Genomic DNA, 12,964 nt, shown 5'->3' with positions numbered 1-12,964 from the left:
TGACTCAACTATAACAATGGGTTATAAAGCGCGCTTGATTGCGAAGCCCTTCTGCTTAGAAGCGAGCTGGTCGTTACGGCCCCTTCAAGCGTGCGAGTGTGGTGGAATTGGTATACACAGCAGACTTAAAATCTGCTGAGTGTCAACCCATTTTTCCGCCAAATCCCACCCCTCCAAAATCCCCTGCAAGCCCCGCCACTCAAGGCCTCCAGCGTTTCAGCAATCTCTCCATTGCCACGTCATTTTTGCCCGTTTTTCGGCTCTTGGTAGCTATTTGGTAGCTGCACCCTAAAAATCCCCCAGCTTTCATAAGCTTTCGCCAGCTCCCAGCATCTCATCGCCCTTCCTGGCAAAAAAATCTCATCTTTTTTCAAAAATATTTTCGACCGCTGGTCGGCTACCAAGCCGCCCTCAAAGCACCATTCTGCAGGCACAAAAAAACCCAGATCATGGCTGGGCTTCTTGGCGGCTCAAGGCGTCATGCCGGGAGCCTGGGGCGAGCATCGTGCTCTAGTATTTTTCTGAAGGCTTATGCCGGGCAGTACATCGTTTTCGAGAACCTAACAACGTCCGCAGTGCGATAAAAAATACGCCTAGAAACATGCTTCAGCGGAGGGATTTCCTCGACGTGCTTGTTTGTGTACCTCCAAAAACGCAGCGTCTCTTTTGACACTCCGAGCACTGCAGCCGCCTCGTCAGCGCTCAGAAATTCCCGCTGAGCCACCCTTTTGTTTTCCATGCAAACCCCTTTTCGTAAAATTGACAGTTCACCGGGCTCTCATGCCCTCCCGATGTCAATTTACGCTAAATTATCTCGTCATTCTCCGTCAAGGCACATTTTTAATGGGTATGTCAAGCGCATACTCTTAAATCGACTGAAATTCCAGTAAATACGGGCATTTCCGCCCAGCCCATGCCCTAAAAAAAGACAAAAAAAAGCCCGCCGGGATGCGAGAGAACCGGCGGGCCTGGGGGTGCGATGCGGGGAAAAGGAGGTAAACCCGCATCACTTGGTAAATTATAACATGTAACTATAACTAAGTGTGGGATTTAATTCCTTTTTTGCTATCAAATCAGATCTGATTTAAGTGTATGTCTCCGATCTCGTTTTGAGGTTTGAATCCACCGGTTCCTGGCTTTAGCTTAATCCTGGCCTTTACTGTTTTCCCTTCGGCTTTGATGATGTCCTTTAGGGATTCCATCGGAGTCTGAGTCGCCTTGGAAATCTTTTGAATGATTGAGTTGCTGATCTTGATCGCGACTTCGTGGTTACCATTGCCGTACAGTCTGTGCCAGAAATGACGACCTGCGTGCTCGCCGGACATTACTTGCAACTCAAGCAATACGCTCTCTCCCCCGTTGTTGGTCGGCCTGCTGTTAAAAGACCTGAACCGAATCATGGCGTCGTGGGTTGGCATAGGCTCAGTAGAAGAAGCTTTTTTGACGACAATAGTCGTGTCGATCTGCTTGCGGAATTTTCTTTTGAGCGAACTAATGTGGGATTTAGCAAATGTTTTGCAGGAGCGCCAGGCTGCAGCGTCTGGCGATTCCCCAGGGTCTGGGCGGTTGCGTGGATATACCATGTCCCTAAAGTATTCATTTCCCGCGTGAGCTGTGTTGTCGTACTCAAACAACCTTTCTGCTATTTCCGCCTCAGTCGACGACGTAATCATGCCCCCAACAATTCTGTTGAGATCGTAAGACCTGCCCCTGGCGCCAGTGTCGCCTGAGGCTGGACGTGACGCGCCTGGTTTGTATTCAACCGATAATCCGTATTGCGACTGGTGGAGTTTTAGTTCGTCGACATCAGCAGGCTTGCCGGGATTGTAAAAACTAATTGCGTGACTGTGGCGATCTGGGTGTGTTGTATAAATATAATAGCACTGGGATAGAGTTCTCCAGCACGGGTCAATTGCTCTCAATAGCCTACCGTCAAGGAAATCGTCGAGAGTCTCAAGCATGGCGGCACAAATAGAGTTGTGCTCAGCCGGGAAGTAAGGCCTGGCTACAGCGATAACGATCCGGAACCGTGGGGCTTGGAGGGTGTGGCTGTGACTCGTATATATAAAATGCTCAAGATTCATGTCCATGAGCGCATCTTCGGCCTCTTCCAGGGCGAGCATGTCGTTGTCATAGCCCTCCCCAAGCTTTTGATCGATGTCAAAAATGATCAAGCTAGATGAAATTACGTTGCTATCGTTGCGTGTTGGAATTCTAAAAGTGGCCGGTACGAACGTCCTAGCATCCGTTTTCTCAGCCAAAACCACTGGTCGCTCAAAATACTGTTGGTAAAGCGCGAGGAAGGAGTCCACCTCACCACTGGTAACACGGTTTGTTTCTGCGGTTTTCTGCGTTGCGTATTTAATGCTCATTGTATTTTCCTTTTTTTTGTGGGCTATCTCATGCCCAGTTCCTACAGTATTAAAAATGAGCAACGGTTCGCGCAAGAGTTTAGTTGAGCTTATTTGCGCTGCCGAGAGATGAGATGAGCTGAGGTTAGCTTAACTCCGCCAAATTCAGCTTAGTTGAGCTTCGAGGGGTTTACAAAAAGTTTTTCTTAACCAAGAGTTATGTACCGCCCAGCACCCCACCTACCCCCACTACCCTTTTTTATATATAGAGAGAAGGAGGGGTAGATGGGGTTGGCAGGGGTCGATCAAACTAAAGGTATTCACAATAAATTTTGGCTAAGAAAAACCTGGAATCACATAACGCAAAATATACCCAACTTAATTATTTTAACTAACTTTGCACTTGGGTATTGCAACACCTTTTGCTCATTTTTGATACTAGCTACATAGAGACGGAACAGTCTCAAATAAAAAAGGAACGCAACATGAACAACGCACAAACAGTAGTCATCGAAAACAACAAGGAAGCCCTTGCAACAGCCCTTGAGCTCAGAGAGTACGCAAGCACTACTCGCCTAGTGTCAATTGACGGAAACGTCCTTGACGCGATTTCAGTGGCATATAAAACAGCCTCTGGCCTGCACAGCGCTCATGACGGACAGATCACAAAATCAATTTACACAATGTCAAAGCTCAACCTGGCCCTGATGATCGTTAAGGCCGATAGCAGCGACAAAGCCTTTGACGCCGCTGCTTTTGAAATCGCTCGCGATGTTTTTGTCTCGGGTAAAACCGAAGAGAAAGCCAAAGCTCTTGCCGGGGCCACCGGTCGCACCCAAGACGCTTGCGCCTCGTCTATCAACAGCAAGCTTGAATTTCTCACTGCAAGGATGAACTCAAAAACCAACGCCCTTAATGACACTGGAATCTCCGCCGAGAGCCCGGAGGTCATCCGAGACACCATCCTGGCGGACGGCGGCAAGTACCTCATCAGCCTGCCTACCGGTGACGGCAAGTCCTCAAGGATCAACGAGCCAGTCATTCGCCACTATCTGGACGCAGGCAAAAAAGTCCTGGTGATCTCCCACCGCCGCTCAATCAACAAAACACTCGCAAACCTTCCGGGCATCGTGAGCTACGACGAGTGCGACCACCCTGACGTTCTGCTCAACGCCAGGGGGCTCAAGATCGTCGTCAACTCCCTTAATTCCATCAAGTTCAAACGCTTCATCCAGACAGTCGATTTGGTGGTGATCGACGAAGCTTCGCAGGTGATCTCCCACGTCCTCGGCGGCGAAGTCAAAAACCGTCAGTCCGTGTGGGAAACCCTCAATTTGGTCGTCAAAAACACTGCCAACGTCATTTTGAGCGATGCTGACATCGACGCACGTTGCGCAGAGATGATTGGGCCGGGCTACAAGCTTTACAAAAAGGCCGCAGCCCACTCCAGCATTAAGGTGCAAACCGGCGACATTAACCACGTTCGCGTCCTGGCAGTTGAGTCGGCCTGCAGGACAACCACCCTGATTGCTTGCGATGCTGTCAAAGAAGCCATGGCTCTCGCGAAGGCAATCGAGAAAAAAGGTGGGCCAGCAGCCCTGGTGGTTACCGCTGACAATGCTCTGTGGCCAGAGCAAGCTGCCTTTATCGCTAACCCCAATGCGACTGAGCACAAGGTCGTGATTTACAGCCCGGTAATCACCTCGGCACTGTCGATCACCTCGGGTCACTTCAAGGCTCACTATGGGATCTTTCAAGGGCAAGTAGTGCCTAGCGATGCAATCCAAATGCTCCGCCGTGACCGCACCGCAAGGAGCTTTGTGGTTGGTATTAAGCAGCCGCAGTACAGCAAAACCGAAGCTGTCGAGGCAGTGTACAAGTGCAAACCAGTAAGCCTGGATGACCTGCTCGCTGGCCTTAGCTTCAGGGACGGTGAGCAAGCTAAGGCAGCAGCCCTGGTTAGATCGGAGCTGGCCGCCTTGCAGTTCCGGTTTGTTGAATACACGCACCGCAAAAACGAGGCCTGGCTGCGAGACCATATCCAAAACACGCTGCCAGCAAGTCTCCTGGCTCGCGGCTTTAATGTCGAAGTCTTGGAGCACGACGACGACCTTTCGCTGTCCGGATTTAAGGCAGACAGCCAGGCTCGAAAAGCTGTTAAACGCCAGATCGCCAACGGTGTGAATCACGCCAACAAGGCTGACCAGGCGACCGCACAGCGCGTCAAAGAATACGGGTCGGTGACCGAGCAGGAATACCTGGAAACCTCGCGAGCCAAGGCGGTCGAAGTCATGAAGGTTCCAGACTTTAATATGGACGACGCGATGGTGTGGGGCTTTGGCGAGGGTGAGTCGAAGATCATTAAATTCCGTGAGTTGATGAGCGCAACTGCAACCCTTGCCGCAACAGACGAGCGCAGCTCTAAACGGGTGATGGCCCTGCTGAAGCCAGCATTTGAGACCATGACTACCGGCAACGCCTGGCTGGGTGATCACAGCGTTGCACTGTTTGACAGCCTCAACGCCATTCGCACTGACGTCCTGACAACCGGAATCCGGATGAGCTCCGCCAAAAGCGACCAGGCAAAGAAAGCCGACATCACGAAAATCTTCGCCCAGTTCGGTCTTGTCGTCAAAAAGCACGAGACAACTAACAAGCAGTTTTTCTACACGATCACCCCTAAATCCCTGGCCCAAATGACACGCTACATCTAATACCCCAAGCGCCAAGGAAGGCGCTGCAATATACCTAATATAAATATTTTGACAAACTTGCAAAAAGCTATTGAACGGCCAAATGCTCATATTTATTATGGAAGGTATAGCAAGAATAAAAAAAAGGAACGCTTTATGACCGCTTTTATTGATATCTCGCAACATCAAATTGACATGGGGGAAGTTGACGAAATAAGGGATTGCCTCATGAAGCCATGGGGGTTTAGGGAGCTCGACCGAGGACTTTTGTTTAGCATCGCCCAGACCTGCCTGCATGCGCTCCATAAGGTGCCATGGAACGATTACAATGCCCAGCATTACAATGGACGTGTTGTAACGGTCGAAGAGGTCATTTTCCTCCCCGACCTCCCGCCAGTGCCGAAGCCCTATCGGAGTTGGCCTGAGGCATTCATTATGATTTTTGGCGGACTGCAGGAGTGCGAATACGAACCGAAGGAACAAAAGCTCAAGTACGTTGTTGAGCACACATATCAACCTGACTCAGTTGATCCGAATAATCCGAAGATCGTGTTTGAAATCAAAGGTGTTATTCCCACCCTGGTAGACGCAAAGAAATACAGAGCAGTGGCGGAACAGAACGGCGTTCACATTATCTTCATCCTTCAAGAAAAAGGGATTATTTGCCCTTGGTCAAGGCCGCGCAAAGATGGCACCAGGATGACCCAAGAGGAGTGGATTTCAAAGGAGGGCTTTGAATACTGTTACCAAGGCGAGGAAGAAGCCTTCCGGGCCACCGACAAGTACAAAAGATTGGTAGCCACCTTCGGCAAATAACCCACCCCACCCAACCCATGCAAGATGCAAAAGAACACAAAGGGCCACGACGGCTCTTTTTTTTGCCCAGGCTTTACACATAATATTTGCGCACAAACAAAGCTGTTAATAGTGTTACAATATCTGCATAAGAACAATAAGAACGAGTGCGACATGCGTAAGATCTTGGGGATCGATCCAGGTCTCTCCGGTGGATTATCCATCATCGACGAGCAATTCAACTTAATTGCTTGCATTCAAATGCCAACTGTCTCCTTTGACGGCAAAAAGCGTCGTGTAGACCCGCGCCCGGTATTTGACTTTATTTCGCTGCACTCGCCTGAACTGGCAGTCGTAGAACTGGTAGGTGCCAGGCCTGGGCAAGGTGTTACTTCCATGTTCAGCTTCGGGGATGCCTTTGGCGCTGTCAGGGCTATCGCGGAGTGCCTGTGCCCTGTCGTTCGGTACTCCAGGCCTCAGGAGTGGCGTGGATTCCAGGCTCTTTCAGGGCTCTCAAAAGAGCAGATTGCCGAAGTGGCATACGAGGTTTTCCGGGCTGAGCAGATCTATGGCAAAGCCAGGGCCGGAAAGCGTGCTGTGCGTGATGGGATCTCCGACAGCCTGATGCTCGCCAAGTTTGGCGTTAGGTTCCTGGAGTGACTAATGGCGGCCAAGGCACTCACTAAAAAGATCATTGCGGATCTCGAAAAATACATTATTCAAACAACAAGTTTGAAGATCGCCTGTGGGTGTGCAGGTGTGCCCTCCTCCACATTTTATGCATGGCAAAAGGCTGCAAAGGAAATTGAGGACGAAGCTAAAGACGAGTCTGACTTAACCAAGGATGAGCTCTTGCTTTTGGAATTTCTGGAGCGCATCGACCTAGCCAAAGCCAAGTCATGTAAGCCAGCAATTGACGCAGTCATGCAAGCGATTAAGGACGGCGATGCCAACCAAGCCGCACGCCTCCTCTCTCGCCGTATGCCAGAAGAATTCGGTGACTGGAATCGCAAGGAAGTCACGATCCGCCAAGAAGTAAGCGAAGAATCAAGCACTGGCATCGCCCTGATTCCATCCATGGCCGGCGACAACGACCTGGATCAGCTCCTCCAGCAGCAGCAATCAGACGCCCTACAGCTAGCAAAAACAAAAACAAGCGAGCTCAGCTGATGATCAAGCAACGCACCCCCTTTGACTGCGGTATCGCCACGCTGGCCAACGCCCTGGGCATTACCTATGAGCAATCACTCGACCACTACGGCGCTGACAAGCAACGCGGCGGCGTAACCATTCAGCACACTGCCTCGATCCTATTCAGCCTGGGCTACGCACCTGTGTATACGGCATTCCCAGGCTTCGTCAAAGCCAGCGGCATCGACATGAGCACGGCAAATCCGGACATCCTGGAAACCCTCGGCCACCCCGCAATCCTCCAAGTCCTCACCCCCTCAGGCGTACTCCATCAGGTCTTTTTTGACGGCAAACAGATCCACGACCCATCCCCCTCGGCCACCGGCCCCCGAAGCGTGAGCGAGTACGAGTGTGTCGATGCGGTGATCCTGTACAAGCGGATGCACACGGGCGGTGCGATTTCCAACCATTTTGTCGTTATGGGAGATGGTTTGTGATCAAAACCAACCAGGCGATTGTGCGCAAACAAGGCTCTTCCCTCCCGGATTGCGCGAGCCGCGTAGTGAACCCGAATGGGAGCATTAGGCCTGCAATGGTGGGTTTATGAGCTCAGCCGGGAACATTAAGCACATCGCCAAAGCTGTCCGGAATGTGGTGTGGCAGCCGATCCCAGGCTCGGATGGCGGCATTAGCTCCCAAGGCATGCTGCTCATCACCGGCCAACCTCAAAACTTGATTAGGGAAGTGCTATTCCACGGCTCGCGTGGTAACGGTAAGTCCGAGTGCCTTCTGATGTCGTTTGCCCAGCATGTTGGCAAGGGCTGGGGCAGTTACTGGCGAGGAGTGATCCTGCGTCGGCAGTTTTCCTCGCTAAAGGACTTGGTCGTAAAGAGCCACAGGCTTTTCCCAAAAATGTTCCCTGGCGCCACGTTCAACAAATCCTTGAGGGAGTGGACGTTCCCGACCGGCGAAGTCCTGATTTTTGAGTACATCGAAAAAAAGGAGCAATACGAAGCCAAATTCCACGGGCAGGAGTACAGTTTTATTGGCTTTGACGAGCTCACAACGTGGGCCACGGACGACATATATGAGTCGATGATGTCGACGCTGCGGACGTCCTACCAGCCCACGAAAGCCCAGCCGCTCATGCCACCACTCCAGGTCAGGTCGACTACTAACCCGTGGGGAGTCGGCAAGCGCTGGGTCAAAGCCCGCTTTATTGACGGCAAAATTAGCGGCCAGATCGAGTACAAAAATGGACGTCGGGACAAGTGCGCGATCTTTGGCACCGTATTTGAAAACCCGCACCTGGACGATGAGTACAAGGCCTGGCTGCGGACTATCAGCGATCCTGCAAAGCGGGCCAGCTGGCTGCTCGGGGATTGGGAAGCTGTCGACGATAGCGCCATGTTCGCACCGCTTTGGAAAAAGGATGTGCTGCTCATGCAGCCTTTCACCATCCCCGCGCACTGGAAAGTCGAAAGATCGTTTGACTACGGCCAATCCACGCCGTTTTGCTGCCTCTGGACTGCGGAAGCCAACGGCGAGTCAGTCTTAATCAACGGGAAGCCTTTCTGTCCGCCCAAGGGGTCGATCATCGTCGTAGGTGAGGACTACGGCACTCCACTGAACGCAGACGGAACTCAGCAAAAGCGTGATCTAGGTCTGTTCCTGAGCGCCGGCAACATCGGCAAGCGGCTCAAGCAGCGCGAGCTCAAGCTTCAAGAAAGCATCCTGAAGAACCACGCCAAAGTCACTCCAGGCCCTGCGGACAATCAAATTTTTAACGGAAGCAAGGTCGACCAGGGCACCGCGCCGACAGTCGCAAAGGATCTGGCTGCTGAGGGCATGACTTTCGTGAACTCCGACAAGTCTCCGGGCTCCAGGGTGACTAGCGCGCAGTTGATGTTCAGTCGTTTGCAAGCAACAGTTGAGCAAGATCCAGGCAAGCCGCACATCTATTTCTTTACCAACTGCCGTTTCCTAAACTCGTCGATTCCGGAACTTCAGCGAGATGAGGATCAGCTGGATAGCGTGGCTAAGGCTGGGGATGACCATGCGTGGGACGCTTTGGCATACCGTTTAACCTGGAAGCGTCCGGTAACGTCAGTGCAGCAAGGGATCAGGTGATGTAGGGATGATCTTGGTATAGAAATTTTATATTGCTAAGGCTATCGATTCGGACAGGAATGGTGAATTCGTCAATAAGATTCTTTGAGTAAACGGTATACGAGTGATTGGGGTCGGTAATCAGCTCAAAATGCTTTTCATTGGTATCACCAACCTCGTTGACCACGACTTTCGCCCAAAGAAACTGGCGCTTACGAAGCTCCTGCGTGGAGTTAGAAACCACAATGTCGGTCTTACACCCAGAAGCCTTCTTATAAAGACTAACAACAACCCTTCCTTCGTCAGAGAAGTCAACAAGCGCGATGGCTGCGGATTCTTTTTCAGGGCCAGGCTTCCAGTAAGCCTTTATAACATCTAGCAGTTTAGACTCAAATCGCTCTCTCTCCTTTAACTGATGGGTGCGCGCCGGCTTAGTAACCAGCTCATACATAACTGTTGCGTATTCGTCGTCAGTTAGCTTAAAAATACCATTCGGAAGACTAGGCGCCATATGTAGATCTCCAAATCAAGTCTCAAACGAGTGACGTAACGTTACCCTCCGCTGGACAGCCTGTAAAGATCTTTTAATGCCCACACTCTAAGGTAAGTTTTTTCGCTTGGAAGCCGCAAGCCAAGAGAATTCGTCAAGCCAGCGCACTCATTTCGCCTGGCGTGAGGTTGCGATTTTCGATCCAAAACTTTGACGACAAATATTTTGCAGTCAAACGTCTCTTGGTTTCCTGGTCGCTGATTTTGTACATAAAGTCGTTGCGGATCTTGGTTGCCCATGCCACCTGTTTTTCTGAGCCATTAAGTTCAGGGGTTGCAGGCAGCTTAGGCAGCCAGGCTCTCGGATCAAATCCGATGCCTGTTTCCATGTCGACCCACCTTCCATTAACTTTTTCCGGCATATCGGCGTCCGCATACCAGAGCTTAAATGCAGCAAACACGTCCATATCTTCTCCTTGTATTTTGTCTTGTCTTAATTATCCAAAAAGAGATCAGGGCATTTCAAGTCGCTAGCAGCAAAAACATGTAAAATATTTGCAAGCCACACAATAATAAAAATAGGCACATATATGTCAGTCAGCCAACGCACTTTGCGCTGCCAAAAATACTACGATGACCGCGAATTAATCAGGGCTGTCCGTGGCGGCACCGAAGCACTCCGAAATGCCGGGGTAAAATACCTACCCAAAGAACCAGGTGAGTCCGCAGAGTCGTACAAGCGGCGCCTGGCTCGGTCATTCCTCACCAACTACACGGACAAAACTGCTAAAAACTTGGCCTCAAAGCCTTTTACCAGGCCGATTGTCGTCAAAAGCGAGCATTACCAAGAGCTGGCCGATGAGTACGTCAAAGCTGTTGATGGTAAAGGCACCAGCCTCACCGGGTTGTCATCCACAGTCTTTGAGGACGCCCTGTGGAATGGCTCGTCCTTTATTGCCGTCGATTGCGCAGTCCAGGGTGGCCGCCCTTACGCATACCACCTCTCCGGCGACCACATTCTCGGCTACCGCCTGGACGAAGACGACCGTCTGACAGAGATCCGCATCCAAGAACGCGCAGTTGTTGCCGATGGCGAGTGGGGCGAAAAAGAAGTAACCAGGGTGCGGGTATTTAAGCGCGACGGCGAGCAGGTGACCTGGTCTCTGTACGACGAAGACGGCACGGCAGTTACAGTTGATCAGGCGTTTGCGCTCAAAGAGATTCCGGTCGTTGCAGTGCATTCGTCTGCCGTTGTGGCCAGTGGTGAGCTGTTTGCTGCACCGCCACTGAAAGACCTGGCATTTATGAACCTGCAGCATTACCAGGAGAGTAGTGACCAGTCCAATATTTTGCGGATTGCCAGGGTGCCGGTGCTGTTCGCTTCAGGTGTCGCTGATGATGCTGCGATTGCCATTGGCAGCGAGTATGCGATTAAGGGTGAGTCAGGGGCTGACCTTAAATACGTCGAGCACAGCGGTGCAGCAATCGGCGCAGGCAGGGATTCGCTCAAAGACCTTGAGGCGAAGATGCAGTCGTACGGGTCTGACATGCTTGAAAATAATGGAGCGGTCGAGACCGCGACTGGTCGGGCGCTGCGGGCTGGTGAAACTAACAACCGGGTTGCGTTGATCGCGCTGAACTTGGCTTCGGCGGCAGAGCGAGTGCTTGGCTGGATCGCGTATTTTAACAAAATCGCTGAGCCTGACTTCCACGTCGACATCCACACAGAATATGGCATCAACAGCTCGGCTGAAGAGCTCACTGCCCTGGCGAATGCGAGGACGATGGGTGACCTCTCGCAGGAAGATTACCTCCAGGAACTGAAGCGCCGGGGTCTGCTGAGGAACGACTTTAGTATTTCCGACAACCAGGATCGCTTGACAACGGAGTTAACTTAACCGCAAATTGACTTTTGTGCTGTTGAGACTTAGATTGCATTCGTCATTTATTTTCATCTAAGGATACTTATGTCACGCCTTGCCGAATTCCGCGCCCTGGAACAACAGCTCGCAGCCCAACTGGCTGAGCTGGAAGCCCTAAAAAATGACGACTCGCTGAAAAAAGAAATTGAGTTTGAGCAAAAGCTCCGTGACCTGCTAGGTGAGTACGGCTACAGCCTGCGCAATGTGATCGCCATTCTCGATCCGCAAGCCGCAACCCGCCGCGCTCCATCTGCTGTCGAAACCAAAGGCAACCGCAAGCCCCGCCAGGTCAAGCAGTACAAAAACCCGCACACCGGCGAAGTGATCGAAACCAAGGGCGGCAACCACAAGCAACTGAAAGAGTGGAAAGCCGAGCATGGTGCCGAAGAGGTCGAATCCTGGCTGGCTAAGTAATACTGTTGAGTACAAAAATCAGGGCCCTGCGGGGCCCTTTTTTTCAGTTGGAGCGGCCATTTCAACAACTGGTTGGTCAGGCTGGGTTGGCAGTATGATGTCGGTTTGAGTGCAAATTGGCCTTCGGGCCTTTCCCCTCTACAAGCAGCGGAGTATTCATGGAGCAATATCTCTACAGATTCAGGACTGCGGACAGGCTGCTTGGTAAGGATGCAACAGCAGATTCAGAAGCTGTTCCTGGTGAACTTGAGAACCTGGAAATCTACTTTGCACCACCCGACCAACTGAATGACCCACTTGAAGGTTATAGGGAGATTTTTTGGTCAGGAGACCAGATTGTCTGGATGAATTTTTTCAGACACTACCTCCTTGTGTTAGCTCTGCGTAGTTGGCAGATAGATGATGTTTCGCGTGGTGTTCCACTAGAAAAAAACCTGCCAACATGGCAATACCCTGAGCAACTTGATGGGATATTTCTAGCCGCCTATCAAGATATGGACGAGCTGCTACAGAGTGATAATGTCTTCCACTCCTATGCTAAAGCTTTTGCAAAAAATCATAACAAGCACTACAAGCCTCAGTTAACACACTATCTTTTTGGCCTGCATGATAGATTCCTATCAATCGTACTAACGATCAATGACAAACATGACATGACCGACGTTAGGCACAACAGTCCACCTTTTGACCCTTTACAAGATGTGGAGTTTCACATTCCTATAATTGCTAACATCGAAAAATATGGCGACCTAGGAAGAATATACGAAACTTATCAGAAAATTGCCTTGAGCGTATCCGGCTACGAGATTAAATATCACTCCATGCTTCCTGAGTCAAACAAAAAATTCCTAGAGCTAACAAATATATTTGCAGCAAGATATCTCGATCAAATACAAATATTGATGCACCCTCAGTGGTATGTTGCCTGCTTTATGAAAGAGTGTGATAACTCCGCAATTTGGGGAAGCTATGGAGATAACCACAAGGGGATTTGCTTAAAATACAGTGGGCGGCGGCAAAAACTGAGTGCAACACCTGACCTTTCCGGTAGGGTGTTGCC

The 12,964-nt window shown here is 50.9% G+C and carries 12 protein-coding genes, 1 tRNA gene and 1 pseudogene; 10 read left to right on the top strand and 4 right to left on the bottom strand.

Annotated features, from left to right (window positions below; all coding sequences use genetic code 11):
• The first annotated feature begins 91 nt into the window (after positions 1–91).
• A tRNA-Leu gene (locus tag MJ643_RS25315) sits at positions 92–177 on the top strand.
• A gap of 352 nt (positions 178–529) precedes the next feature.
• Here MJ643_RS25315 and MJ643_RS25310 read toward each other — a convergent pair.
• Positions 530–739 carry a helix-turn-helix domain-containing protein gene (locus MJ643_RS25310; protein ID WP_247727069.1) on the bottom strand — a complete coding sequence of 70 codons (210 nt, stop codon included), beginning with the start codon at positions 737–739 and terminating at the stop codon, positions 530–532.
• Positions 740–1,073: 334 nt separating this feature from the next.
• Positions 1,074–2,372 (bottom strand): hypothetical protein, encoded by a 1,299-nt coding sequence (locus MJ643_RS25305; protein ID WP_247727068.1) that lies wholly within the window; start codon positions 2,370–2,372, stop codon positions 1,074–1,076.
• A 464-nt stretch (positions 2,373–2,836) separates the two neighbouring features.
• On the opposite strand from MJ643_RS25305, the gene MJ643_RS25300 reads away from it, so the two are divergent.
• The 6 genes from MJ643_RS25300 (at position 2,837) to MJ643_RS25275 (ending at position 9,100) form a co-directional block, all read left to right on the top strand.
• The gene (locus tag MJ643_RS25300) at positions 2,837–5,065 is read left to right on the top strand and encodes a replication protein RepA (protein ID WP_247727067.1); all 2,229 of its coding nucleotides are present in this window, start codon (positions 2,837–2,839) and stop codon (positions 5,063–5,065) included.
• A gap of 135 nt (positions 5,066–5,200) precedes the next feature.
• Complete coding sequence (locus MJ643_RS25295) at positions 5,201–5,860, top strand: hypothetical protein (protein WP_247727066.1); 660 nt, start codon at positions 5,201–5,203, stop codon at positions 5,858–5,860.
• Positions 5,861–6,013: 153 nt separating this feature from the next.
• Positions 6,014–6,499, top strand: a complete 486-nt coding sequence (locus tag MJ643_RS25290) for a crossover junction endodeoxyribonuclease RuvC (RefSeq protein WP_247727065.1) — start codon at positions 6,014–6,016, stop codon at positions 6,497–6,499.
• A 3-nt stretch (positions 6,500–6,502) separates the two neighbouring features.
• Positions 6,503–7,009: a hypothetical protein gene (locus MJ643_RS25285; RefSeq protein ID WP_247727064.1), complete on the top strand. Its 507-nt coding sequence runs from the start codon at positions 6,503–6,505 to the stop codon at positions 7,007–7,009.
• Positions 7,009–7,467, top strand: a complete 459-nt coding sequence (locus tag MJ643_RS25280; protein WP_247727063.1) for a hypothetical protein — start codon at positions 7,009–7,011, stop codon at positions 7,465–7,467. Before MJ643_RS25285 ends, MJ643_RS25280 begins: the two co-directional genes overlap by 1 nt.
• Before the next feature lie 106 nt (positions 7,468–7,573).
• Entirely contained in the window at positions 7,574–9,100 is a 1,527-nt protein-coding gene (locus MJ643_RS25275) for a terminase family protein (protein WP_247727062.1), read from the top strand.
• Here the strand turns inward: MJ643_RS25275 and MJ643_RS25270 are convergent.
• Together MJ643_RS25270 and MJ643_RS25265 are read right to left on the bottom strand one after the other, a co-directional pair.
• On the bottom strand, positions 9,093–9,590 hold the full coding sequence (locus MJ643_RS25270) for a hypothetical protein (protein WP_156859649.1): 498 nt from the start codon (positions 9,588–9,590) through the stop codon (positions 9,093–9,095). The two genes, MJ643_RS25275 and MJ643_RS25270, sit on opposite strands and share 8 nt — an antisense overlap.
• A 133-nt stretch (positions 9,591–9,723) precedes the next feature.
• Positions 9,724–10,035 (bottom strand): hypothetical protein, encoded by a 312-nt coding sequence (locus MJ643_RS25265; RefSeq protein ID WP_156859648.1) that lies wholly within the window; start codon positions 10,033–10,035, stop codon positions 9,724–9,726.
• A gap of 123 nt (positions 10,036–10,158) precedes the next feature.
• On the opposite strand from MJ643_RS25265, the gene MJ643_RS25260 reads away from it, so the two are divergent.
• The 3 genes and pseudogenes from MJ643_RS25260 to MJ643_RS25250 all read left to right on the top strand — a co-directional run.
• The gene (locus MJ643_RS25260) at positions 10,159–11,466 is read left to right on the top strand and encodes a DUF4055 domain-containing protein (RefSeq protein ID WP_156859647.1); all 1,308 of its coding nucleotides are present in this window, start codon (positions 10,159–10,161) and stop codon (positions 11,464–11,466) included.
• Positions 11,467–11,535: 69 nt separating this feature from the next.
• The gene (locus tag MJ643_RS25255) at positions 11,536–11,904 is read left to right on the top strand and encodes a histone-like nucleoid-structuring protein, MvaT/MvaU family (protein WP_156859646.1); all 369 of its coding nucleotides are present in this window, start codon (positions 11,536–11,538) and stop codon (positions 11,902–11,904) included.
• Positions 11,905–12,062: 158 nt separating this feature from the next.
• A pseudogene (locus tag MJ643_RS25250) lies at positions 12,063–12,964 on the top strand (hypothetical protein); the annotation flags it as partial.

It is taken from the genome of Pseudomonas sp. PNPG3, from assembly GCF_023093815.1.
Taxonomy (GTDB): domain Bacteria; phylum Pseudomonadota; class Gammaproteobacteria; order Pseudomonadales; family Pseudomonadaceae; genus Aquipseudomonas; species Aquipseudomonas asiatica.
This window is presented reverse-complemented; position numbering and strand designations above follow the sequence as displayed.